The 25876-nt window shown below is 39.4% G+C and carries 22 protein-coding genes; 18 read left to right on the top strand and 4 right to left on the bottom strand.

The features are described from left to right. Window positions 1–18 precede the first annotated feature (18 nt). Window positions 19–1464: a UDP-N-acetylmuramoyl-L-alanyl-D-glutamate--L-lysine ligase gene (locus tag HMPREF2877_RS08025; RefSeq protein ID WP_070579524.1), complete on the bottom strand. Its 1446-nt coding sequence runs from the start codon at window positions 1462–1464 to the stop codon at window positions 19–21. 94 nt (window positions 1465–1558) lie between these two features. Between HMPREF2877_RS08025 and HMPREF2877_RS08030 the strand changes: the two genes are divergently transcribed. From HMPREF2877_RS08030 to HMPREF2877_RS08045, 4 genes are all read left to right on the top strand, one after another. Then, window positions 1559–3190: a putative polysaccharide biosynthesis protein gene (locus tag HMPREF2877_RS08030; protein ID WP_002886619.1), complete on the top strand. Its 1632-nt coding sequence runs from the start codon at window positions 1559–1561 to the stop codon at window positions 3188–3190. A 115-nt stretch (window positions 3191–3305) separates the two neighbouring features. Beyond that, window positions 3306–6086, top strand: a complete 2781-nt coding sequence (locus tag HMPREF2877_RS08035; protein ID WP_070579527.1) for a cation-translocating P-type ATPase — start codon at window positions 3306–3308, stop codon at window positions 6084–6086. 293 nt (window positions 6087–6379) lie between these two features. Further along, window positions 6380–7474: a cystathionine gamma-synthase gene (locus HMPREF2877_RS08040; protein ID WP_070579530.1), complete on the top strand. Its 1095-nt coding sequence runs from the start codon at window positions 6380–6382 to the stop codon at window positions 7472–7474. A 10-nt stretch (window positions 7475–7484) separates the two neighbouring features. Further along, window positions 7485–8648, top strand: a complete 1164-nt coding sequence (locus HMPREF2877_RS08045) for a MalY/PatB family protein (RefSeq protein WP_070579534.1) — start codon at window positions 7485–7487, stop codon at window positions 8646–8648. A 35-nt stretch (window positions 8649–8683) separates the two neighbouring features. Here the strand turns inward: HMPREF2877_RS08045 and HMPREF2877_RS08050 are convergent, their stop codons facing one another. Next, window positions 8684–10288, bottom strand: a complete 1605-nt coding sequence (locus tag HMPREF2877_RS08050) for a glycoside hydrolase family protein (protein WP_224118999.1) — start codon at window positions 10286–10288, stop codon at window positions 8684–8686. Window positions 10289–10565: 277 nt separating this feature from the next. Between HMPREF2877_RS08050 and HMPREF2877_RS08055 the strand changes: the two genes are divergently transcribed. From HMPREF2877_RS08055 to HMPREF2877_RS08105, 11 genes are all read left to right on the top strand, one after another. Continuing rightward, window positions 10566–13475, top strand: a complete 2910-nt coding sequence (locus HMPREF2877_RS08055; protein ID WP_070579537.1) for a glycoside hydrolase family 68 protein — start codon at window positions 10566–10568, stop codon at window positions 13473–13475. Between the two features lie 89 nt (window positions 13476–13564). Then, window positions 13565–14194: a uracil phosphoribosyltransferase gene (upp, locus tag HMPREF2877_RS08060; protein WP_002883819.1), complete on the top strand. Its 630-nt coding sequence runs from the start codon at window positions 13565–13567 to the stop codon at window positions 14192–14194. Between the two features lie 174 nt (window positions 14195–14368). Next, window positions 14369–14959, top strand: a complete 591-nt coding sequence (clpP, locus tag HMPREF2877_RS08065) for an ATP-dependent Clp protease proteolytic subunit ClpP (RefSeq protein ID WP_002886628.1) — start codon at window positions 14369–14371, stop codon at window positions 14957–14959. Window positions 14960–15044: 85 nt separating this feature from the next. Then, on the top strand, window positions 15045–15494 hold the full coding sequence (locus HMPREF2877_RS08070; RefSeq protein WP_014633576.1) for a YlbF/YmcA family competence regulator: 450 nt from the start codon (window positions 15045–15047) through the stop codon (window positions 15492–15494). Then, the gene (locus HMPREF2877_RS08075; protein WP_002890011.1) at window positions 15487–15768 is read left to right on the top strand and encodes a YlbG family protein; all 282 of its coding nucleotides are present in this window, start codon (window positions 15487–15489) and stop codon (window positions 15766–15768) included. The genes HMPREF2877_RS08070 and HMPREF2877_RS08075 overlap by 8 nt, the downstream gene beginning before the upstream one ends. A 154-nt stretch (window positions 15769–15922) precedes the next feature. Then, on the top strand, window positions 15923–17098 hold the full coding sequence (locus HMPREF2877_RS08080) for an ABC transporter substrate-binding protein (RefSeq protein WP_045771732.1): 1176 nt from the start codon (window positions 15923–15925) through the stop codon (window positions 17096–17098). Window positions 17099–17141: 43 nt separating this feature from the next. Beyond that, on the top strand, window positions 17142–18026 hold the full coding sequence (locus tag HMPREF2877_RS08085; RefSeq protein ID WP_002883743.1) for a branched-chain amino acid ABC transporter permease: 885 nt from the start codon (window positions 17142–17144) through the stop codon (window positions 18024–18026). 3 nt (window positions 18027–18029) lie between these two features. Next, on the top strand, window positions 18030–18980 hold the full coding sequence (locus HMPREF2877_RS08090; RefSeq protein WP_002883720.1) for a branched-chain amino acid ABC transporter permease: 951 nt from the start codon (window positions 18030–18032) through the stop codon (window positions 18978–18980). Window positions 18981–18982: 2 nt separating this feature from the next. Then, complete coding sequence (locus HMPREF2877_RS08095) at window positions 18983–19747, top strand: ABC transporter ATP-binding protein (RefSeq protein ID WP_002886634.1); 765 nt, start codon at window positions 18983–18985, stop codon at window positions 19745–19747. Beyond that, window positions 19747–20457 carry an ABC transporter ATP-binding protein gene (locus HMPREF2877_RS08100; protein WP_013990087.1) on the top strand — a complete coding sequence of 237 codons (711 nt, stop codon included), beginning with the start codon at window positions 19747–19749 and terminating at the stop codon, window positions 20455–20457. The genes HMPREF2877_RS08095 and HMPREF2877_RS08100 overlap by 1 nt, the downstream gene beginning before the upstream one ends. A gap of 134 nt (window positions 20458–20591) precedes the next feature. Then, window positions 20592–21251 carry a CBS and ACT domain-containing protein gene (locus HMPREF2877_RS08105; protein ID WP_013990088.1) on the top strand — a complete coding sequence of 220 codons (660 nt, stop codon included), beginning with the start codon at window positions 20592–20594 and terminating at the stop codon, window positions 21249–21251. 185 nt (window positions 21252–21436) lie between these two features. Here the strand turns inward: HMPREF2877_RS08105 and cysK are convergent, their stop codons facing one another. Further along, a complete protein-coding gene (cysK, locus tag HMPREF2877_RS08110) occupies window positions 21437–22363 on the bottom strand; it encodes a cysteine synthase A (RefSeq protein WP_002883742.1) in 927 nt (308 codons plus the stop codon). 101 nt (window positions 22364–22464) lie between these two features. After that, complete coding sequence (locus tag HMPREF2877_RS08115) at window positions 22465–23091, bottom strand: YigZ family protein (protein ID WP_002886637.1); 627 nt, start codon at window positions 23089–23091, stop codon at window positions 22465–22467. Between the two features lie 54 nt (window positions 23092–23145). Here HMPREF2877_RS08115 and HMPREF2877_RS08120 point away from each other — a divergent pair, with 54 nt between their 5' ends. From HMPREF2877_RS08120 to hpf, 3 genes are all read left to right on the top strand, one after another. Beyond that, on the top strand, window positions 23146–24465 hold the full coding sequence (locus HMPREF2877_RS08120; protein ID WP_070579540.1) for an ATP-dependent helicase ComFA: 1320 nt from the start codon (window positions 23146–23148) through the stop codon (window positions 24463–24465). Beyond that, the gene (locus HMPREF2877_RS08125) at window positions 24446–25108 is read left to right on the top strand and encodes a ComF family protein (RefSeq protein ID WP_002886639.1); all 663 of its coding nucleotides are present in this window, start codon (window positions 24446–24448) and stop codon (window positions 25106–25108) included. The genes HMPREF2877_RS08120 and HMPREF2877_RS08125 overlap by 20 nt, the downstream gene beginning before the upstream one ends. A 78-nt stretch (window positions 25109–25186) precedes the next feature. Then, window positions 25187–25735: a ribosome hibernation-promoting factor, HPF/YfiA family gene (hpf, locus tag HMPREF2877_RS08130; RefSeq protein ID WP_002883786.1), complete on the top strand. Its 549-nt coding sequence runs from the start codon at window positions 25187–25189 to the stop codon at window positions 25733–25735. Window positions 25736–25876 lie beyond the last annotated feature (141 nt).

A 25876-nucleotide genomic window follows, 5' to 3' on the forward strand; every position in this document is an offset into this window, starting at 1 on the left:
ATCTTTTTAATTAAATCTTTACAAATATTTCTTAGCGACTTCAATATCGCCAGCATAGTTATCACGTTTACCATTTACGATCTGGAAGGCATCAGCACCTTTACCAGCGATAACCACAGCGTCTTTAGAGTCTGTAGTCTCAGACATTGCTGTTTTGATTGCTTCCTCTCGATCGACAATGATACGAACCTCGCGACTGATGTGGCTAGCAATTTCCTGACAGATAGCAAGAGGATCTTCCTTGTTAGGATCATCAGCTGTTAGGATGACATCAACATCAGGGTAGGTATTGAGGACATGTCCAAAGTCTTTACGACGACTTTCACCCTTATTTCCAGGAGCCCCTAGAATTAGGCTAATATGGCCATCTTGATGGCTAGTTACGACTTGTAAGAGCTTATCTAGGCTATCTCCATTGTGAGCATAGTCAACAAATATCTTAGCCCCATTAGTTTGGGTTAGAACCTCCATACGCCCTGGAACAGAAGTTTGAGCGATTCCTTTCTTGATGTCTTGAAGGCTAGCTCCGAGATGTAGGCAGGCCAGACCAGCAGCCATGGCATTGTCCTGGTTAAAGTCACCGATGAGTTGGATATCATAGTCACCGGCTAATTTCCCACTTGCCTTAAAGCTAAAACCTGAGCCATGTTTAACAGCATTGTCGGAGTTTTTACCATAGAAGTCATGCTCTTTATCCGCAACTTCCTCAGCGATAAAAGCAAAGTGATCCATACCGCTATTGACGATAACAACTCGACTGTTTTCCAAGAGGAGACGCTTATGGTAGAAGTAGTCTTCAAAGGTTGGGTGTTCAATAGGCCCAATATGGTCTGGGCTGATGTTAAGAAAGACACCTACATCAAAAGTCAATCCATAGACACGCTTAGTCAGATAGGCTTGACTTGAGACTTCCATAATCAGATGGGTCATGCCATTAGCAACAGCTTCAGCCATCATACGGAAAAGGTCCAAACTCTCAGGTGTTGTTAAGGTAGACTTGAAGAAGTTTTTTCCGTCTAATGTCGTGTTCATGGTTGAAAGCATAGCAGGTTTATGACTTTGCTTGAGAATATTGAAGGCAAAGTAGGCTGCTGTTGTTTTCCCTTTTGTCCCGGTAAAAGCCAGCAATTTAAGCTTGTCTTGAGGGTATTGGTAGAAGGCCTGAGCAACGAGACTCATAGCCTGCTTAATATCTGATACGATAATGGCAGGAATCCCCACTTGATAATCTTTTTCAGCCACGTAGAAACTCAAGCCAGCTTTGACAGCATTCTCTAAAAATTCAGGCTTGAAGGCAGCCCCTTTGGCAAAGAAGAGGGACGATGGTGTGACATCACGACTATCATAAGAAAGATAATCAAAAGTCACCCCAGTCCATGAATAGTAGTAGTTGTCTTGGTCGATAATATCTCTAAAATTATGGTCCTTTTTAAGAACCTCTAGAACTTGTTCAATAGTAATCATAGTTCCTATTTTAGCCTTAATGTTCTTGTTTTACAAGTCACAGCCAAAAGTTTATAATAAACTAGATTATATTTTATTCTCTAGAAAGAAAGTTATGACTGAAACTAAAACTGATACACAGCAGCAGCAGATGTTAAGAGGGACGGCATGGATGACAGCATCCAATATTATCAGCCGTCTATTGGGGGCACTCTACATTATTCCTTGGTATGCTTGGATGGGTAAACAAGGTGACCAAGCCAATGCCCTCTTTGGTCAAGGGTATAATATTTATGCTCTTTTCCTCTTGATTTCAACAGCGGGTATTCCAGTCGCAATTGCCAAACAGGTGTCTAAATACAACACACTTGGAAAGATGGAGACGAGTTTCTTCTTACTCAAGCGTATCTTGTATTACATGATTGGTCTCGGACTGATCTTTGGCGTTTTCATGTACTTTGCTTCGCCGTGGATGTCTTACCTTTCTGGGGGAGACGAGGATTTGGTTCGCGTCATGCGTAGCCTTTCTTGGGCGGTTGTTATTTTCCCATCTATGTCTGTTTTACGAGGCTTTTTCCAAGGCTTTAACAATATGAAGCCATATGCCTTAAGTCAGATTGCGGAACAGATTATCCGTGTTATTTGGATGCTGTTGGCGACCTTCTTCATCATGAAAATTGGGACAGGCGATTATGTGACAGCAGTTGTCCAATCGACATTTGCCGCTTTCATCGGTATGTTGGCTAGTTATGGGGTGCTTTTCTTCTACCTTTGGAAGGAGGGGAAACTCAAGAGTCTTTTTGGCAAGCAGGCTGTTCATCCGGATATCAATCCAACTGCAATTGTTATTGAAACCTTTAAGGAAGCTGTCCCTTTTATTATCACTGGATCTGCTATTCAGCTTTTCCAACTGATTGATCAATGGACCTTTATCCGTACTATGGAGAAGTTTACAAGCTATAGTAACAGTCAACTTCAGGTTCTCTATGCTTACTTGTCTTCAAACCCAAGTAAGATTACCATGATTTTGATTGCCGTTGCTCTTTCTATTGCCGGGGTTGGGATTCCACTCTTGACGGAAAATATGGTTAAGAAAGATCTTAAGGGAGCGGCTAAACTGATTATCAATAACTTACAGTTGCTTTTGCTCTTTATTGTTCCTGCCATTGTAGGATCAGTGATTTTAGCTAAACCACTTTATACAGTCTTTTATGGTGCGCCAGATAGTCAGGCCTACTTGCTCTTTGTAGCCAGTCTGATTCAAGTTATTTTCTTGGCCTTGTATAGCGTTTTAGCACCAATGCTTCAGGCAATCTTTGAAACCCGTAAAGCCATCAACTATTTTGCGATTGGGGTTTTAGTTAAGGCTATTCTACAGCTGCCATTGATTATTTTCTTAGGAGCCCTTGGCCCGGTTATTTCAACAGCCATCGGTTTAGGTGTTCCAATTGCTCTCATGTATAATCACCTCCACACTGTTACGCACTTTAGTCGTAAGACAGTGTTTAGAAAAGCCTTGCTCATCTGTATCCTTACAGTGCTCATGGCTATTCCAGTTGCGGTCTTCTATTGGTTGTTCCAGTTTGTACTGTCACCAACAAGTCGTATGGGTAGTGTGATTTACTTGGTCATTGGAGGAGGCCTTGGAATCGGTGTCTATGGCGTTCTTGCTCTTGTAACTCGTATGGCTGACCAATTGCTTGGTGCCCGAGCTGCTAGTCTGCGTGCTAAATTACATATTAAATAAAATCTAAACCAAGTCAAGTGGCTTGGTTTTTTCTTTTCAACATTTTCTGAAAAAGGAGTATAATAGGGGTGAAAAAATGAAATCGTTTTAATGATTTAGAATCGAGGAAAGGATTATGGTTGATTCTAGACAAGAACATATAAAATTAGGGACCTATCCTCCCGAACAAGTTTACCAAGTCTTGCAGACAAGCCCTCAAGGTTTGAGCTTACAAGAGGTTAAGGAGAGGCAGGCGACGTATGGCCCTAACCAATTGAAGGAAAGTAAAAAGGAGCCTATTTGGTTGGTCTTTTTCAGGCATTTTACTAGTCTTATGGCGCTCTTATTGTGGGTTGGTGGCTTTATCGCTATGCTTTCTCATAGTTTAGAGTTGGGGATTGCAATCTGGTTGGTCAACATTATTAATGGTCTCTTTAGCTTTATTCAAGAATATAGGGCAAGTCAGGCTACGGCAGCTCTTAACAAGCTTCTTCCATCCTATGCGCGAGTTCTTCGTGATGGTAAGGAGGATAAGATTCTAGCTCAGGACTTGGTACCAGGTGACTTGGTTTTCATTGAAGAAGGGGACCGTATTTCTGCAGATGGACGCTTGGTCGCTGTGACAGATTTGCAGGTTAACCAGTCTGCCCTCACTGGTGAGTCTAATCCTATATATAAGTCAGATCAAGCGGATTTGACTCCTGACAAGACTGAGTTAGAGTATGACAATATGGTGTTTGCAGGGACTACTGTCTCTTCTGGTTCTGGACATTTTATAGTATCTGCTATCGGGATGAAAACTGAGTTTGGACAGATTGCGGATTTGACACAGAATCTTGCTCAGGAAAAGAGTCCCCTTCAGAAGGAATTGGACCATTTGACTAAACAGATTTCAGTTATTGCGGTGTCTGTAGGTCTCTTCTTTATGGTCGCAGCGACTCTATTAGTCCATCAGCCTTTGTCTCAAGCCTTTATTTTTGCATTGGGGATGATTGTGGCCTTTATTCCTGAGGGGCTTCTTCCCACAGTTACTCTATCTTTAGCCATGGCCGTTCAGCGCATGGCTAAGGACCATGCTTTGGTTAAGAAGCTGTCTTCGGTTGAGACGTTGGGAGCAACTTCTGTTATTTGTTCAGATAAAACAGGAACTTTGACGCAAAATGCCATGACGGTTAACTACTTGTGGACCTTGTCAGACAGTTATGAGGTAACTGGGCTGGGTTATGCATCAGAAGGACAGATTGAGCAGGAAGGACGACCTATTTCTCTTGAAGAAAATGAGCTTCTTAATCGTTTGGTCCGCTTCTCTCATTTGGCTAGTAATGCTCAAGTTGTGGCTCCTAGTGCTGATAATCCCAATTTTACAATTTTAGGTGATCCAACTGAGGCTTGTCTTAATGTTCTCGCCGAAAAAGCAGGAATTAATTTAAATAACAATCATACTTGGGCCCCTCGCCTCAAGGAAATCCCCTTTGATTCTGATCGTAAACGGATGACAACAGTGCATAAGCTTGAGTCAGGATCGGATGGCAGTCAGCATATTTCTATCACCAAAGGTGCTCCCAAAGAAGTGATGGAGCTTTGCTCAGACTATTATGATAATCAAGGAATGATTAAATCATTGACAGCTACTGAGCGTCAGGCTATCCTTGCGGCCAACGACCAGTTTGCCCGAGACGGTTTACGTGTTTTAGCTGTGGCCTATAGACCTTTAGACAGTGAGCATATTGGAGAAGACAAATGGGGCATGCAGACCTTGGAGGACAATATGGTCTTTCTAGGCTTGGTTGCCATGAGTGATCCGCCACGTCAGGGTGTGCGTGAAGCCATTGAAAAATGTCATAGAGCTAGTATTCGTATTATCATGGTGACAGGTGATTATGGTTTGACAGCTCTTAGCATTGCCAAGAAAATCGGAATTGTACAAGGGGACGATGCGCGTGTTGTTTCAGGTCTTGAACTAGCTGGTATGGATGACGATCAGCTCAAAGAAGCTCTTAAAGGCGAAATCGTTTTTGCTCGTGTGGCTCCTGAACAAAAATACCGTGTGGTCAATGCCCTTCAAGAACTTGGCGAAGTTGTCGCTGTTACTGGTGATGGTGTTAATGATGCCCCTGCCCTTAAAAAAGCTGATATCGGTGTAGCTATGGGAATATCGGGAACTGATGTTGCCAAGGAATCCGCAGATATGATTTTAACAGATGATCATTTTGCTTCTATTGTTCATGCTGTCGAAGAAGGTCGTGCAGTTTATAGAAATATTCAAAAATTCCTGACTTATATTTTTAATTCCAACACGCCAGAAGCCGTACCCTCTGCTTTCTTCTTGTTCTCTTTGGGACGCATACCTCTTCCCTTAACGGTTATGCAAATCCTAGCTATTGACTTGGGGACAGATATGGTACCTGCTTTGGGATTGGGGGTTGAACCACCTGAAGAGGGCGTTATGGATAGACCGCCAAGACGTCTTTCAGATCGCTTGCTCAATCGACAATTATTGATTAAAGCTTTTGTCTGGTATGGACTGATTGAAGCAGCCTTAGCTATGGGGGCTTTCTTCCTTAATTATTGGGTTAATCAAGGTAATTTAAACCATTTGGCCAGCTCAGGTCCTCTTTATCGAGAGGCAACCACTATGACCTTAGGTGCTATTATCTTTACCCAAATTGGTATGGCTATGAATAGTCGTAAAGGTAGAGGGTCTATATTCCAAGTTAAACCATTTGCTAATCGGATTATTAGCTTAGGGATTGTTTTAGAAATTGTCCTCTTTATCCTCCTGTCTTACGTGCCTTTCTTCCACACGTTATTTAACACTGCACCTATTGGACTTGATGATTGGCTCTATTTACTTGCTTGTCCGTTTGTTATTATGGCTTTGGAAGAAATCAGATATCGCTTATTTGATAAAAAGTAAGTCAGTAGCTTACTTCGGATTGCAGCGAGACTTTTAAATCATTTCTTAGTGCTTGAAACTATGATGTTTCAGGCACTTTTTGATGCTTGAAAACCTACTTTTGACAATCTCAAAAATTGGGCTTATTTTAAATTAGAGTCAGTATCTATCTGTCTTTTTAGGTTATAGAAATAAACTATAACTAACTATCAAGAATCCGTATGATGAACTTACCATTATTTTCAGAAAATAGTGATAAAATAGAGGTCATAGATATGGAGTATATCCACTTTACCATGTAGAAAGGGCGCATTATGACACAAGAATATCAATTAGAAACCATTTTGGCACACGCAGGAATCAATTCGGATGAAGCAACAGGAGCCTTGGCTTCACCAATTCATTTTTCAACAACTTACCAACATCCAGAATTTGGCCATTCTACTGGTTTTGACTATACACGAACTAAAAATCCAACACGCGCAACAGTGGAAAAAACACTTGCAGCTATTGAAAAAGCAGATTATGCTATTGCGACAAGTTCAGGGATGAGCGCCATTGTTTTGGCCTTTGAAATTTTCCCAGTAGGCAGTAAGGTTGTAGCTGCGCGTGACCTTTACGGAGGTTCTTTCCGTTGGTTTAATGACAAGGAAAAAGAAGGTCGTTTCTTTTTTGAATACACAAATACAGAAGATGAGATGATTGCGGCTATTACAGAAGATACCGATATTGTCTACATCGAAACACCGACAAACCCACTCATGATTGAGTTTGATATTGAAAAAGTGGCAAAAATTGCTCATGACAAGGGTGCGGTGGTTATTGTTGATAATACTTTCTATAGCCCAATCTATCAAACCCCGATTACTCAAGGTGCTGATATCGTTGTCCATTCAGCTACTAAATACCTATCAGGACATAATGATGTTTTGGCTGGTGTTGTTGTGACTAGTAACCAAGAATTCTACGATAAACTTTATTATAACCTCAATACTACTGGTCCTACCTTGTCACCATTTGATAGCTATATGCTTATGCGTGGTCTTAAGACCTTAAAACTTCGTATGGAGGCATCAACAGCTAATGCTCAAGAAGTTGTAGCTTTCTTAGAAAAGTCACCAGTTGTTAAGGAAGTCCTCTATCCAGGTAAGGGTGGTATGATTTCCTTCAAAGTGGCTAATCAAGACAAGATTCCTACCATTATCAATTCCCTAAAGGTCTTTACCTTTGCGGAGAGTCTAGGTGGTGTCGAAAGCTTGATTACCTACCCAACGACACAAACCCACGCAGATATTCCAAGTGATGTGCGTGCTTCCTATGGTTTGACAGACGACTTGCTTCGTCTTTCAATTGGTATTGAAGCAGCACAAGATTTGATTGCTGACTTGGAAAATGCCCTTAGTCTTTAAGGAGTTATCTATGACACGTTATGATTTTACAACACAACCAAATCGCTTGGATCAAAATACCATGAAATGGCACGAAGCCGAAAGTAATCCAGAACTACTTGAGCTTTGGGTTGCCGATATGGACTTCCTACCTGTTCCTGAGATTAGGGATGCAGTTATCAACTATGCTGAGACACATATTTTTGGTTATCCTTATCCAAGTGAAGAGCTTTATCAGTCCATCATTAATTGGGAAAAAAATCAACACGGTTACGTCGTTGATAAAGAGAGTATTGTTCTCATTGAAGGTGTTGTTCCAGCCATTTCAACAGCTATTCAAGCCTTTACCAAAGAAGGAGATGCTGTTCTCATCAACACACCAGTTTATCCACCTTTTGCTCGTTCGGTCCGTTTGAATAATCGTCGGTTGATTGAAAATAGTCTTGTTAAGGTTAATGGCCATTTCGAAATTGATTTTGAACAATTGGAACGTGATATCGTCGAGAATGATGTTAAACTTTATGTTTTCTGTAGCCCACATAACCCAGGTGGGCGTGTCTGGACTAAAGAAGAATTGACCAAGGTAGCAGATTTGTGTCAGAAACATGGTGTTCTCTTGGTATCTGATGAAATCCACCAAGACTTAGCCCTATATGGGAATAAGCACATCTCTATGAATACCATTTCAGATGCTTACAAGGACTTTACCTTGGTGCTTAGTTCGGCTACTAAAACCTTTAATATTGCTGGTACCAAAAACAGTTTTACTATCATTGAAAATGAAGACTTACGTAAAGCTTTTAAACAAAAGCAATTGGCAAATAATCAACATGAAATTCCAACCATTGGTTTGATTACAACTCAAGCAGCTCTGACCTATGGGAAACCTTGGATAGAGGAATTGAAAACTGTCTTTGAAACTAATATTGACCTTTTAACCAAAGAACTTAGTGAAAAGACCAATATCAAGGTCATGAAACCTGAGGGAACTTACTTGGTTTGGCTTGATTTTTCAGCCTATGATCAAGACCATAATGAACTTGGACGTTTACTTAAAGAAGAAGCCAAGGTAGTGCTAAATGACGGTATTACTTTTGGTTCCGAAGGAGAAAAACATTTCCGCTTTAACGTAGCTACGCCAACTACAGTTGTTGCAGAGGGAGTTAAACGTCTCGTTTCTGTCTTTGGAAAATAATAAAAGTGATGCGAACAGCATCACTTTTATTATTGTTATGAGTGTACATCGTAAATTTTCAAGTTTAATAGAAGATCTTTCTGAGTGGAGAAAACTTTGACATCCTGCTTGCCAGAGGTATTAAATCTGGCTAGAGTGTAGGTTTGGCCATTGGGAAAGAAGATTTCCAAGCTACGATTGTCTGTAATAAGCGTTATAGTGATATTATCAGTTTCCTTATAGTGACTGTCAGCTTTATAACCTTGACCGTTACCCAAGAGTCCATCGTAATAGTAAGAAGAGGCAGTTTGACTACCATCCATGCTGTTATTCAGTTCGGCAGCATAGGCAGAGACCTGATAGGTACCACTTGTTATTTGGTAGGCGATTTTAACGTAATCAGAGCCTTGCCAGATATCAATGTAGATATAGCCTCCTTCTTTCTTAATATTTGAAAAATGCAGTTGGTAATACCCTGCACTATTTTTTCCAGCAAGATCAAGAAGGCCATTAGCATTTTGATTGTGACTTTTATCAATCCAAGGTTTTCTATTGTCACTAGTGAGTGGTCTTTGACTTGAAATGTTGCCATTTTGATTTTTGAGGGTTAATTGTTCATTCTTATAAAGGGGAGTGGACTGAATAATATTGTTCTTATCTAGCTGTAGCTGTCTGGGTGTAGCGTAAAAACCGATAGTTTTTAGAAAATCACTCTTGGGCTCTTGGTCACTGTGAATGCCTGACGTGAAGTAATTCCAATTACCAACCCAGCCAAGACTGATAAGGTTATGATTGCTTTCTTCAATTCGATCGCTTCCAGTGAAGTTAGCGCCATAATAGTCTGAGCCTTGATCTAAGCGTTTTGTTTCTGTATCTGCAATAAATAAGCCGTTACCATCTAAATGCCCTACAGTATAGTAGGTTCCAGTTGTTTCGCCTGAAGCTGTATCCTTAGCTCCAAAAAAGAGAACTTGCTTGTCCTGACCGTCGGTTGTTGTCATTGTTTTGAGAACGGGACACTCGATAGGAGCATTGTCCTGCCACTTACGACCCTTAAAAAATGTTTCGGGTAGGATTTTGGAGACTCCCTTGCTATCTGCTTTGTTCCAGTTGATGCCATCTTGAGATTGATAAACACCTAGTGCGTCACCTTCAGCGACATACATGAGTAATTTGTCTTTGAAGTGGAAGACATAAGGATCGCGGAAGTCTTTACCGTTATAGGATTGTTCCTTTGTCAATAAAGGTTTACCATCTTTTAAGGCATTAGTAAAGCTAGCTCCCTTGTCATTTGATGCACTAGCATAGATTGCTTGGCTTCCATCATCCGTGAGTCCAGTAAAATAGGCGACAGGTTCTTCGTTTTGGATATCAGAAATCCCCTGACTATCTGTGACTACACTACCTGTCCAAGCAGAATGCCATCCTTCTTTAGAGTCGCCACCCTTTGATGGTATAGCAGTCTCTTGTTTACTATAGGTGATAAAATCTTTAGTCGTTGTATGTGTCCAATCTTGACCGTTGGGTCCAAAAGGATCAGTAGCCCCATCCACAGAGTGTAGAAAATAGATATCATAGTAATTTTTTTCTTGATTCCATACGATAGTCTGTAGGTCGTTAGACCATCCTTTATGAGATGCTAGATGAAAGGTTTGACTCACAGAAGCCTTATTTGTTTTTGGAGAAGGATTGTTAACGTTCTCATTTTTCATTATAAAAACAAAAAATAAGATTAAAAAAGCAATAATAAAAATTAGAGAAGGATATTTTGATTCCATATAGTAATATTTCCTGATTAAATTGCATGTTTTTATAGTTATTATTTTAACAAAAAAATAGTTTTTTACAAAAAATATCAATTTGTCATTAAAAAAAGATTGGAATTTAGATAAAAAAATGATAGAATGGAACATGTAAAAACCTAAAAGGAGAGTTTATATGGATATTACAGTTAATTCACAGTCAAATACAGTAGCACCAAAGCAAGCAGAGTGCAAAAAGATGCGTTATAGCATCCGTAAGGTAGCCACAGTAGGGGCAACATCAGCACTCGTTGGTACCTTGGCGTTTTTGGGTGCCACTCAGGTAAAAGCTGATCAAGTTACAGAAACAGCACCAGCGGTAGCTACTGCGACAGCAACACCAGAAACAAGCACAGCATCTCTAACGGTAGCCAGTGAAACAGCAACAAGTGTGGCAACTTCAGAAGCAGTTGAATCTTCAGTTGCACATTCAGAGGTTGCAACTAAACCAGTTACAGAGACACAACCAAGCAACACAACTCCATCAGTAGTTGAAGAAAAGGCGTCTAGCACAGTAGTGACATCTTCATCAGATGCAACAACACCTTCAGCGACTGTTGCTGCAGTTTCTGCTCCGGCTCATACATCAGAGGCTGCAGTAGAAGCACCAACTTCAACAGCAAGCTCAGAAGCAGCTGATACACACACTGAAGTAGACCTTAAAGTTTCTGAAAACAGCGCGGCTAATGCCAACCTTAGTAAACTTAATGGTCGTATCAAGTCTATTGTTGAAGAGAATATGACCTCAGATCAAATCGTTGCCTTGACTGAGGAAGAAATTAAAGCACTTAATAAAGTTGACTTTAGTGATGATGCTATCAAGGGTACAGGTACTAGCTTGACTTACCGTAACTTGAAAGATATCGTTGCTAGCTTCTTGAAGCAAGACAGCAAATTGGCAGTTCCTTACTTTAAAGCAGATACAATCATCAATATGCCTGCCTTCAACACTGTTGATGCCCAAACGATGAAAAAAGAAGAAATCGACGTTTGGGATTCTTGGCCAGTCCAAGATGCTGAGTCAGGTGTAGTAAGTAACTGGAACGGTTACCAGTTAGTCATTTCAATGGCCGGTGCACCAAATAAAAACTCAAACCACATTTACTTGCTCTATAGTAAATATGGGGATAATGACTTTACTCATTGGAAAAATGCGGGTCCAATCTTTGGTTACAATGCCCTTGAAGATGACCAACAATGGTCAGGTTCAGCGACTGTTAACTCTGATGGTAGTATCCAACTTTATTACACTAAGAATGATACTAGTGGTGGTAAATTAAACTGGCAACAATTGGCTAGTGCTACACTTAACTTGGCTGTTGAAAACGACGAAGTTGTTATCAAGTCAGTTGAAAATGACCACATTCTCTTTGGTGGAGATAATTATCACTATCAAAGCTATCCTAAATTTATGAGTACTTTTGATGATGACCATAACCATGATGGTAATCCAGACCGTACGGATAACTACTGTCTTCGTGACCCACACATCATTGAAGATAACGGTAGCCGTTACCTTATTTTTGAATCAAATACAGGTGACGAAAACTACCAAGGCGAAAAACAAATTTACAAATGGTCAAACTATGGAGGAGATGACGCCTTTAACCTTAAGTCATTCCTCAATATTGTTAATAATAAACACCTTTACAACCTTGCATCATGGGCAAATGGTTCTATCGGTATCTTGAAACTTGATGATAATGAGAAAAATCCATCTGTAGCTGAACTTTACACACCGCTTGTCACTAGCCACATGGTTACTGATGAAGTAGAACGTCCAAGTGTTGTTAAGATGGGTGGCAAGTATTACCTCTTCACTGCTTCACGTATCAACAAATCTACGGATGCTGAAGGTACTGTAGCAGCGCGTGAAGCTGTCGGTGATGACGTTGTCATGCTTGGATTCGTATCAGACAGCCTCCGAGGAAAATATCGTCCACTTAATGGCTCAGGTGTGGTCTTGACAGCCTCTGTACCAGCTGACTGGCGTACATCTACCTATTCTTACTATGCGGTTCCTGTTGAAGGCTCATCAGATACTCTTTTGGTAACTTCTTACATGACTAACCGTGGTGGAATTGCCGGTGCTGAGAATAAATCAACATGGGCTCCAAGCTTCCTTATCAAGATGAATGCAGATGATACTACAGAAGTTCTTCCTAAGATGACGAATCAAGGTGACTGGATTTGGGATAAATCTAGTGAAAGCTTGGTACACGTAGGCGATCAAAACAGTGCTAAATTGCCAAACGAGGACTTTAATGTAGATTATTATGCGGTATCGGGTTATGGTCTTAAACCACATACTTATCCTACAGTTGATGGTTCAACAGGCGTTTCTGAAGCTCACGGTGTCTTGACTGTAACTGTTAAAGATGGTAAAGACAAGAAGGCAGATAAGCCAGAAACACCAGTAAGTCCAACAGAAGGTAACCATTCTGTTGATGATAAGACTAATAAACCAGGCACTTCTAAACCAGCGGACAATAATCAACCATCAGCTGATAAAGAAGATAAACCAACAAATCCTACGAATCCGGATTCTCCAGCTCGTACTCCTTTCCCATATTATGGAGACCACTCTAATGATAACAATTCTTCAAATGATCATCATGTAGCGGTCCCTGTGAAACCTTCGACAGGAGATTCTGTGGGTGATCGTCGTCCAGTAGCTCAAGTCGCAGAGATTGCGACACCAGTACCAAAGACTATTGTAGCAACTGGACCAACTGTTCCAACGAATACTGTTAAAGAAGAGTCTGTGACTGAAACAGAAGCTCCAAAACCAGTTAAGTCTGAAGAAAAAGTTCAGTCTCACGGAGTTGATAAAGCTAATGAAGTAACTAAGTCTGATGAGTCAAGTAAAGGCAACAATACTAAAGTTGCTGCCAAACTTGCTACGACTCCTAAGACACCAAGTGATTCAGAAGGTTCAAACAGCAACATTCTTTCAATCTTGGCGACTATCTTTGCAGCAATTGCTAGTCTAGCTCTTCTTGGCTATGGTTTGGTCACAGGAAAGATTCATTTACCTAAAAAATAATCCTTTTCAAAAACGTTTGCAGAAAAGCAAGCGTTTTTTTTGCCTTTTTGATATAATGGAGTGAGTATAAAGCAAAGGAAGAAACTATTATGGGTAAATTTCAAGTTATTTCACATCCACTGATTCAACATAAACTTTCAATCCTCCGTCGTGAGGATACTTCTACTAAGGACTTCCGTGAGCTAGTTAATGAAATTGCTATGCTTATGGGTTACGAAGTATCTCGTGACCTTCCTCTCGAAGAGGTTGAAATTCAAACACCAATTACCAAAACAGTACAAAAACAACTTTCTGGTAAGAAATTAGCGATTGTTCCAATCCTTCGTGCGGGTATTGGTATGGTCGATGGTTTTCTTAGCCTTGTACCAGCAGCTAAAGTTGGTCATATTGGTATGTATCGTGATGAGGAAACTCTTGAGCCGGTTGAGTACTTGGTTAAATTACCAGAAGACATTGATCAACGTCAGATCTTTGTAGTAGACCCAATGCTTGCGACTGGTGGTTCAGCAATCTTGGCAGTAGACTCACTTAAAAAACGTGGCGCTGCTAATATCAAGTTTGTTTGCTTGGTTGCAGCACCAGAAGGTGTCAAAAAATTGCAAGATGCTCACCCAGATATCGATATCTACACAGCATCTTTGGATGAGAAACTTAATGAAAACGGTTATATTGTTCCAGGTCTTGGAGATGCAGGTGACCGTCTCTTTGGTACAAAATAAGTTGAAAAGGGAAAATTTCCCTTTTTTTACTAGATTAATAAGTTTAAAGTGAAATTATTTTAGGGGGGGGTTAGCACTCTTTCCAAAAGAGTGCTAAGAATGATGTTTTTTATTTGACCTAATTTGACTAAAATCATATAATAGCATCAAGACAATATTAAAAGGAGGATTCATATGATTCCTGTAGTAATTGAACAAACATCACGCGGTGAGCGTTCTTATGATATTTACTCACGTTTGCTCAAGGATCGTATCATCATGTTAACAGGTCCTGTTGAAGATAATATGGCAAACTCAATTATTGCCCAACTCTTGTTTTTGGATGCTCAAGACAATACAAAAGATATCTATCTTTATGTTAATACACCAGGTGGATCCGTTTCGGCTGGTCTTGCCATTGTTGATACAATGAACTTCATCAAGTCTGATGTTCAGACTATCGTTATGGGGATGGCAGCATCTATGGGAACAGTTATCGCTTCCAGCGGTACCAAAGGTAAACGTTTCATGTTGCCAAATGCAGAGTACATGATTCACCAACCAATGGGCGGTACTGGTGGCGGTACGCAACAAACAGACATGGCTATCGCAGCTGAACACTTGCTCAAGACACGTAATAATTTGGAGCAAATCTTGGCAGATAATTCTGGACAACCAATTGAAAAAGTTCATGTAGACGCTGAACGTGACAATTGGATGAGTGCTCAAGAAACGCTTGAATATGGTTTCATCGATGAAATCATGGCTAATAACCAATTAAAATAAACTGAGCTTGTCTTAAACAAAAGTCAGATGCAAATCGGTTGTATAAGGACCGTTTCATCTGGCTTTTTGTGTTATAATAGAAAACATGTTAATAATCAATGAGGAGTTGCTTGTGATTGATCAAGCTATAGAGTGTCTTGTTTCGTATTTTCTAAAGCTACCTGAGGTAGAGAATTATCGTTTGAAACGCCAGAAATTCGAAAATGACAGAGGACTTCAAGAGCAACTCTTTGCATTTCAAGAATTAAAAGATAGCTATGATGCTGCTAAGGCGTATGAGGCTTTTAGACCAGATGTGAGAGAGTTGAAACGTCAGGTTTTGCGAATGAAGCGCCAAATTGATTTAAACGAGGTGGTTATTGGCTATCGTCAGGCAGAGTTCGATTTACAGACTATTTTAGCCAATCTTGGTGAGGAGATTGCCCAAGCCGTTTCAGACCAGATTTTTATTGATACTGGCCTACCTCTTGCCCCTCATAAACCACATCATAAAAAGGGAGACACTAACATAAAGGAGAAGATGAGTCATGATTAAGCGTCAAGGCATTATTGTTTATTTATATTACAATAGAGACTTACGTAAAATTGCCAAGTTTGGAGATGTTGTCTACCATTCTTATAAGATGCGTTATGTGCACCTTTATGTAGATGAGGACAAGGTCGAGGATATTTTGAAAGAGCTCGATGGAATGAAAGCAGTGAAAAAAGTTCTGCCTTCCTACTATTCTGATATTGATATGGACTTTGTAGGTAGTCTGGAACGTTACGACACCTCAGTCCCTGAACCGTTTAAGAACTTTTCTCTTTAATGAGAGAAAAGTTTTTTTCTTTTTAAAGAGTTATTCTTAAAGTAATGGAAACGATTACTGTCGCTAAAGCTTAGTTTTGTGTAGTTGACAATTGTCTGATAATTCTGTAAGCTATAAGATGGACTTTTTTAAGAAAATATTAAGGAGAAATCTTATGTCTAAAAAGATCACACTTATTGTGTTAGCCTTTTTTGCTTCCGTTTTCTTGGTTGCCTGTGGCAAGTCACCAGATGTGACTGCTAATGCCAATGGTACTAAGATTGGCGATACAATCAAAATTGGTGTTAACATGGAGTTGACAGGTGCCGTTGCAGCCTATGGTAAGGCGGAGCAGAATGGTATTAAGTTGGCTGTTGACGAAATTAACAAAGCTGGTGGCGTCGATGGCAAAAAGCTTGAGCTTGTCACAAAAGATAATAAATCTGAAAATGCTGAAGCTTCAACATCTTCAACGAACTTGGCTATTCAGAATAATGTAAATGCTATCGTTGGTCCAGCGACATCAGGTGCTGTTGCTGCGGCTAGCCTCGTATCACAAAAAACAGGGGTTCCTTTGCTGACACCTTCAGGTACGCAGGATGACCTTACGGTAGATGCTAATGGTACGAAGAAATTCGTTTTCCGTACAACCTTCAAGGATAGTTACCAAGGTAAAGTTTTGGCAGCTTATTCTTACAATAATTTGAATGCTAAGAAAGTAGTTCTCTACTATGATAATGCTTCAGATTATGCCAAAGGTATTGCGGATGAATTTAAGCGTGAATATAAAGGTCAAATCGTTACTGAAGCTACCTTTGCTTCAGGGGACAAGGACTATCAGTCAGCCTTGACTAAATTTAAAGACCTTGATTATGATGCTATTGTAATGCCAGGTTACTATACTGAGACTGGTATTATTACAAAACAAGCACGTGACCTTGGAATTGATAAACCAATCCTTGGACCTGACGGATTCAGTGATGCGAAATTTACTGAGCTTGCAGGTAAAAAGAATGCTTCAAACGTCTACTATGTATCAGGATATTCAACAAATGTTGCCCTTTCTGACAAGGCATCAGGATTCATCGAAGCATATAAGAAAGCTTACAACACTGACCCAAATATGTTTGCTGCTCTAGCTTACGATTCTGTTTATATGATTGCAGAAGCATCAAAAGATGCGAAAACATCAGTTGATATTGCTGATAACTTAGCACATTTGAAAAACTTTGTCGGGGTTACAGGTAAAATGACGATTGATAAGGATCATAACCCTATTAAAGCAGCTCTTATGGTTAAAAGAGATAATGGTGAAGAGGTTTCAGCGGAAGCCGTTGAAATTGAAAAATAATCTGTTATCTATACTAAAAATGAACTAGAAAGTTTGGTTAAATATGTTTTTTGAACAACTTCCCCAACAACTAGTCAATGGTATCATCTTGGGTAGTATCTATGCCTTACTTGCCCTTGGATATACCATGGTTTATGGGATTATCAAATTGATTAACTTTGCCCATGGAGACATCTATATGATGGGTGCCTTCGTTGGTTACTATGCGATTAATAGCCTTGGAATGAATTTCTGGGTTGCCCTTGTCTTTGCTATGCTTGTCTGTGCGATTTTAGGGGTTGTCATTGAGTTCTTGGCTTATCGCCCACTCCGTAATTCGACACGTATTTCTGCCTTGATTACGGCTATCGGTGTCTCATTCTTCCTTGAGTACATCATGGTTCTCTTTGTAGGTGCAGATACACGTTCATTCCCTCAAAAGATTGCAATTAAGACTTATCATCTTGGATCAATCTCTGTAACAAATGTGCAATTGCTTATCTTGGTAGTTGCCCTTGTCCTTATGGTTGCTCTTCAATTGATTGTTAAAAAGACTAAGATGGGTAAAGCTATGCGTGCCGTATCTGTAGACAGTGATGCAGCTGAATTGATGGGTATTAATGTTAATAACACTATCAGCTTCACTTTTGCTCTTGGATCATCACTAGCAGGGGCAGCGGGTGTCCTTATTGGTCTTTACTATAACTCTATCGAACCTCTTATGGGTATGACACCAGGTATTAAAGCCTTTGTTGCTGCCGTTCTTGGTGGTATCGGTATTATCCCTGGTGCAGCACTTGGTGGATTTGTTATCGGTATTTTGGAGACATTATCAACTGCAATTGGTTTGTCAAGTTACCGTGATGCCATCGTTTATGGTGTCTTGATCGTTATCCTTTTGGTTCGCCCAGCGGGTATCCTCGGTAAAAATGTGAAAGAGAAGGTGTAAGACATGAAGAAAAATCTAAAAGTAAACCTTATTTGGTTTGGTCTTATCATTGGGCTCTTCCTTATCTTGAAAGGTCTTGAACTTTCAGGTATCATGAACCTTTACTACATCCAAATCTTAATGGGAATTGGGATCTCAATCCTTATGGGACTTGGTACTAATCTGGTTCTTGGTTTCTCAGGGCAATTTACACTTGGACAAGCTGGTTTCATGGCAATTGGTGCCTATTCATCAGCTATCATTACTGGTATGATGCCAACATATGACGGTTTCTACCTCTCAATGGTTGTCGGTGTCATCATCGCAGCTATTGTTGCCCTTATCTTTGGTCTACCTACCCTTCGTTTGAAAGGGGACTACCTTGCCATTGCAACTCTTGGTATGGCTGAAATCATCCGTATCATTATCGTTAATGGTGGTGAATTGACTAATGGTGCTGCTGGTTTGACAGGTATCCTTCCTTATACAAGTTGGCCTGTAATTTATTTCTTTGTGGTAATCATTACAATTTTGGTACTTAACTTCTTGCGTTCAGCAACTGGACGTCAAGCAATCACTCTTCGTGAAGATGAAATTGCTGCTGAGTCAATGGGTGTTAATGTCACAAAAATGAAGGTTCTTATCTTTGTTATTGGTGCCATGATTTCAGCGATTGCTGGTTCACTTTATGTCAGCTACATCGGTACAGTTGTGCCAAAAGATTTCACTATCATGAAATCAATTGATTACCTTATCATTGCCGTTCTTGGTGGTCTTGGATCTATCACAGGTACTATTATTGCTGCTGTTGTTCTTGGTATTATCAACATGTTCCTCCAAAACGTTTCAAACCTTCGTATGATTATTTACGCCTTGGCTTTGATTCTTGTAATGCTCTTCCGTCCAGGTGGACTTCTTGGAACAAAAGAACTCTATCTCTCAAAATTCTTCAATAAATCTAAGGAGGGCAAATAAAAATGGCACTTCTTGAAGTTAAAAATCTAACTAAAAACTTCGGTGGTTTGACTGCCGTTGGTGATGTTTCAATGGAACTCAATGAAGGTGAGTTGGTTGGGCTTATCGGACCAAATGGTGCTGGTAAAACAACCTTGTTCAACCTTTTGACAGGTGTCTATGAGCCAAGTGAAGGGACTGTTACACTTGATGGTACAGTCCTAAACGGTAAAGCACCTTATAAAATCGCTTCACTCGGTTTGTCACGTACTTTCCAAAATATCCGTCTTTTCAAAGACATGACTGTGCTTGAAAATGTTCTTGTTGGTTTGTCAAATAAGCAACCTTCAAATTTCTTTGCATCTCTTTTGCGTTTGCCTAAGTACTACTCAAGTGAAGAAGAGTTAAAAGCAAAAGCTATGGAACTCTTGGCTATCTTCAACTTGGATGGTGAGGCAGATACGCTTGCGAAAAACTTAGCTTACGGGCAACAACGTCATTTGGAAATTGTTCGTGCACTTGCAACAGAACCAAAAATTCTTTTCCTTGATGAACCAGCTGCGGGTATGAATCCACAAGAAACAGCTGAATTGACTGCTCATATTCGTCAAATTCAAAAAGACTTTGGTATTACAATCATCTTGATTGAACATGATATGAGTTTGGTCATGGATGTTACTGAGCGTATCTATGTTTTGGAATACGGACGCTTGATTGCAGAAGGAACACCTGATGAAATTAAGAATAACAAACGCGTTATTGAAGCTTACTTGGGAGGTGAAGCATAATGGCTATGTTGAAAGTTGAAAATCTCTCAATTAAATATGGATCTATTGAAGCTGTTAAAAATGTTAGCTTTGAAGTTAATGAAGGTGAAGTTGTAACTCTTATCGGTGCTAACGGTGCAGGTAAAACATCAATTCTCCGTACAATCTCAGGTCTTGTTCGTCCAACTGAGGGAACCATTTCTTATCTCGGAAATGAGATCCACAAAACACCTGCACGTAAGATTGTTGCTGAAGGTTTAGCTCAAGTACCTGAGGGACGTCATGTATTTGCAGGATTAACCGTAATGGAAAATCTTGAAATGGGAGCTTTCCTTCATACAAATAAAGAAGAGAACGCAGCTCTCTTGAAAAAAGTCTTCCAACGTTTCCCACGCCTAGAAGAACGTAAGAATCAGGATGCAGCGACACTTTCTGGTGGTGAACAACAAATGCTTGCAATGGGTCGTGCCCTTATGAGTCGTCCAAAACTTTTGCTTTTGGATGAGCCTTCAATGGGACTTGCTCCAATCTTTATTCAGGAAATTTTTGATATTATTGAAGATATTAAGGCACAAGGGACTACAGTTCTTTTGATTGAACAAAATGCCAATAAGGCTTTGTCAATTGCGGACCGTGGTTATGTTCTTGAAACTGGTAAAGTGGTTCTTTCAGGTACTGGTGAAGAACTTCTTGCATCAGATGAAGTTCGTAAAGCCTATCTTGGAGGATAAGAAAAAGCGCCCGAGGGCGTTTTTCTATCGTCTCATACTGATTGTAAAATACTAATTTTTCAGCAAAATATTGCAATCGGTTACAATTAGTGTGGTATAATACAAGTAAGAAATCATTCGGAGGAAAATGAAACATGGCAGTAAAAGATTTTATGACGAAACGTGTGGTTTATGTCTCACCAGAAACAACAGTTGCAGCAGCTGCAGATATTATGCGTGATAAAGGGTTGCGCCGTTTGCCGGTAATTGAACACGATAAACTTGTTGGGCTTATTACAGAAGGTACAATGGCGGAGGCTTCACCATCAAAAGCAACAAGCTTGTCAATTTATGAAATGAACTATCTCCTTAATAAGACAAAGGTAGGAGATATCATGATTAAGAATGTCCTTACAGTTTCCAAATATGCTAGCCTTGAGGATGCAATCTATATCATGCTTCAAAATAAGGTTGGAGTCCTTCCAGTTGTGGACAATGACCAAATTTCAGGAATTATCACAGATAAAGATGTCTTTCGTGCTTTCTTGGAAATTTCTGGTTATGGTCAAGCGGGAATTCGTATTGGGTTGGAAGTTCCTGATACTCCACGTGTTTTGGAAAAAATTGCGAACCTTATCGCTAGTGAGAATCTCAACATCGAACGTACAATTGTTGCACCTAAAAATGACACCGTACTTCGTGTCGAACTCCAAGTTGAAGGAGAGGTTGGAATTGAAAAACTCAAGAAAGTTTTTGTAGAAGCAGGATTTACAGTTACTGAAATTGTAGAAACAGAAGCAAAAGAGTTAGACTAATAAAAGGATAAAACAAACTAAATTCTTAAGACTTTAGTTATCCTAAAAAATAGATAGTTTGTAGGAATAGTTCAGTGGAAATGAGATTATAATCCTTGCTTTTTCTAGTAACTAGTGAACTACAGGCTTGAACTTTATACAATAAAAAGAGGCTAGAACATTATGTTCCAGCTCCTTTTTTATTGTTAGTCTTGAAAATCGTAAAGTGTTGTAGAGAGGTAGCGTTCACCGTTGTCAGGCAAGAGTGTCAAGACTTTTTTGCCTTCGCCAAGCTCAGCAGCAACCTTTAGGGCGGCAGCAATAGCAGCACCTGATGAGATACCAGCTAGGAAACCTTCTTGGCTCCCCAATGTACGTGATGTTGCGATAGCTTCATCAGAAGGAATACGCACAACACTGTCATATGATTTTGTATCCAATGTGTCAGGAATGAAACCAGTTGAGATACCTTGAATTTTGTGTGGTCCTGGTTTATCACCATTCAAGACGGCAGATTCGTCAGCTTCAATACCATAAACCTTGATATTTGGATTAGCAGCCTTAAGGGTTTTTGAAACACCTGAAATAGTACCACCAGTACCGATACCAGCAACAAAAGCATCCAAACCTTCTGCACCAAAATCTTCAAGGATTTCTTGACCAGTTGTAGCCGCGTGGACAGCTGGGTTTGATGGGTTGGCAAATTGAAGTGGTACCCAACCGTTGCGTTCAGCAGCAACTTCTTTAGCTTTAGCAATCGCACCTTTCATTCCTTCGCTACCAGGAGTCAATACAAGTTCAGCTCCATAAGCTTGGATGATTTTACGACGTTCAACACTCATTGTGTCAGGCATTACGATAACAACTTTATAGCCTTTAGCAGCACCAACCCAAGCGAGACCAATACCAGTGTTACCTGAAGTTGGTTCAACAATGGTATCACCAGGTTTAATAGTACCAGCTTTTTCAGCATCTTCAATCATACGAAGAGCAATACGGTCTTTTACTGAAGAACCAGGGTTAAAGGCTTCGAGTTTAACGTAAACATCTGCTGATCCTTCTGGAACAATAGAGTTAAGTTTAATAACAGGTGTTTTTCCAACAAGTTCAGTGATTGAGTTGTAAATTGTCATATTTAAAATCCTCTTAATCTTTGATTGATGGTTTTAAGTATACGACGGTAGGCTCAACTTGTAAAATACATCTTCTTTATCACTGTGATAACGTTTAACTATCAGATAGGAATTTCAACGATTTTCTTTCCAGATTTTTCATAATTAACTTTCCCCTGATAGAATTCGGTTAGTTCCTGACCAAGTTTTTCAATATCAGACTTTTCGACAAATAGAGTAGTAGAAACATCTGATAAGAAAGTTGTATCAAATTCTTGGAGTCCTTCTTTTTCAAGAAAGTTGGAGAAAACTTGGTACTGAGAGTAGGTTAACTCTACGGTTAGTCCTGTTAATTCCTTGACTTCGACTCGACCAATTTCTTCAATAGCATGGGCAACGCTACCAGAGTAAGCGCGGATAAGACCACCTGTCCCAAGTTTGATTCCTCCAAAATAACGAGTCACAACTGCTACGACATTAGTAAGTCCTTGTTTTTCTAGAACAGTAAGCATAGGCACACCAGCTGTTCCAGAAGGTTCGCCATCATCACTCGAACGCTTAATTTGACCATCATCACCAACAATCATTGCAGAGCAAGAGTGATTAGCCTTGTGATGCTCTTTCTTAATCTGAGCGATATACTCTCTCCCTTCTTCCTCACTGATAATACGTTTCAAGTGACAAATAAAACGAGATTTTTTTATTTCTTCTTCAACGATTCCATCGTTGGCAATAGTTTTGTAATCCATAAAAAAATTTTATCATAAAAAGATGAATTCAAACATATTTTCGAATAGAAAGATATGGTACCTAAAGAATATTATGGACGGCTATTTACGAAAGAACAGTTGCCAGTGGACTATCACTCAGAGGCTTTTACATTAGAAAGCATGATAAAGGTCGATAAACAACTTAGATGTAAAAGATGTTACAGTCAGATAGAGGAAGATTGGCAATTACCGGAAGGTCAGTATTATTGCAGAGCATGTATTGTCTTTGGCAGAAACCAAGAAGGAAAAGAACTTTATTATTTTCCTTCAAAAACATCAGAAATTGAATTTCCTGTTTTGAAGTGGTTAGGAGAACTGACTCCCTATCAAGCTGAGGTCTCAGAGAAGCTTTTAGAAACATATCAAAAACAGAAAGACAGCCTCGTACATGCTGTGACTGGTGCTGGGAAGACCGAGATGATTTATAAAATCGTTGCCTATGTTCTTGGAAATAAAGGTCGTGTAGCTATCGCAAGTCCTCGCGTTGATGTTTGTCGAGAGTTATTTCTACGTATGCAGAGGGATTTTACTTGTAGTATTTCTCTGCTTCATGCTGAGAGTGAACCATATGATGGTAGTCCGCTTGTAATAGCTACCACCCATCAATTACTAAAGTTTTACCAGAACTTTGACCTAGTAATCGTTGATGAGGTTGATGCATTCCCTTTTGTAGGAAATGTCATGTTAAATCATGCTGTGGAGCAGGCAAAGAAGGAAACCGGTCGCTATATTTACTTAACAGCGACTTCTACAATATCTTTGGAAGAGCAAGTTCGACTTGGAACTTTAGAAAAGCATCACCTTGCCAGACGTTTCCATGGAAATCCTTTAGTACTTCCTAAATTCTGTTGGCAGGGAAGATTACAAAAATCTCTAATGAGAGGCAAGCTTCCAAGACCCCTTCTTTATCAGATAAAAAAGCAACGTAAATCCAAATTCCCTTTACTAATCTTTTTTCCAAATATAGCGATAGGTGAAAAGTTTACCAATATTCTACAAAAATATCTTCCAGATGAAAAAATGGCCTTTGTTTCTTCAAAAAGCGAGGAGCGTTCAACTATTGTAGAGAAGTTCCGAGAAAAAGAACTATCCATCTTAGTGACAACAACTATCCTCGAACGTGGTGTGACCTTTCCACAAGTAGATGTTTTTGTTTGCATGGCAAATCATCACTTATACACTAGTTCGAGTCTTATTCAGATTGGGGGTCGAGTTGGAAGATTCCCAGATAGACCGACAGGAAAGCTTTATTTCTTTCATGAAGGGCTATCCAAATCAATGCTTCGTTGTCGAGAAGAAATAAAGGTTATGAATAAAAAAGGAGGATTTAACAATGAAGTGTCTACTATGTAATGACTGGATTGAATCAGTGCCAAAATTAAGAGACCTGATTACGTTTAACCAGAGAGAAGAGTACTCCTGCGTATCTTGTAAAAATCAGTTTAAAAAACTTTCAAAAGAAAGATGTCAAAATTGTAATAAGGAGTTACATAGAGATACCTGTATTGATTGTAAACTTTGGATGAAAAAAGGCTATATTCCTAAGCACCTTGCCATTTATCGCTATGAAGAAAACATGAAAGATTATTTTAGCCGCTATAAATTTATGGGAGACTATTGTCTTAGAAAAACATTTCAAAAAGATATAAAAAATAATTTAAAACCATTTTTTAAAAAAGGTTATACCATAGTGCCGGTCCCATTGTCGGAAGAACGCTTGGTAGAAAGAGGATTCAACCAAGTTGAGGGATTAATAGAGGGAATTCCCTATCAGGATATCTTTGAGAAAAGAGATATTGAGAAGCAATCATCGAAAACACGCGAGGAGCGTCTAAGTCAAGATAATGCCTTCTGTCTCAAGAAAGGTATAGATGTACCAGATAAGATTATTATAGTGGATGATATCTATACAACAGGATCCACTTTATATCAGATGGTCCAACTATTAGAAGGTATAGGTATTAAAGAAGTTTTGACCTTTTCACTAGCTAGATAATAAAAATCCTTGCAAATTTTCATGAAAAGGATATAATAAAGATAAAGAAAACGCTAACAAGCGAGAAAGAGGTCTTTTATGATTAAATATAGTATCCGTGGCGAAAACATCGAAGTAACTGAAGCACTTCGTGACTATGTTGAAAGTAAACTTAGCAAAGTTGAAAAATACTTCAACGAAGACCAAGAATTGAATGCACGTGTAAATCTTAAGGTTTATCGCGAAAAGACAGCTAAAGTAGAGGTTACTATTCCAACAGGTTCTGTAACACTAAGAGCAGAAGATGTTTCGCAAGATATGTATGGTTCTATTGACCTAGTGGTTGATAAGATTGAAAGACAAATCCGTAAAAACAAAACAAAAATTGCACGTAAGCATCGTGAAAAAGTTCCAACAGGAGAAGTGTTCTCAGCTGATTTTAATAACGAACAAGTTGAAGAAGCACCAGCTGTTGAAGTTGTAAGAACTAAAAACATTGAGTTGAAACCAATGGATGTTGAAGAAGCCATCCTTCAAATGGAGTTGTTGGGTCATGACTTCTTTATCTATACAGATAGTGAAGATCATACAACTAATGTTCTCTATAAACGAGAAGACGGAAACTACGGTTTGATTGAAGCTAAATAATTAAAAAATAAAGGAAGTAGGTTGAGAGACGTGCTTCCTTTATTTTTTTCAAAAACCCTATTGACAAGAATTTATTTGGGTGTTAAACTATAAAAGTTGTCTTAATTGCCTTGCCACAAACTTGAAAAGGTTCCAAAACTT

Origin of the sequence: Streptococcus sp. HMSC072D03 (assembly GCF_001812855.1) — a bacterium.
Classification (GTDB): domain Bacteria; phylum Bacillota; class Bacilli; order Lactobacillales; family Streptococcaceae; genus Streptococcus; species Streptococcus salivarius_D.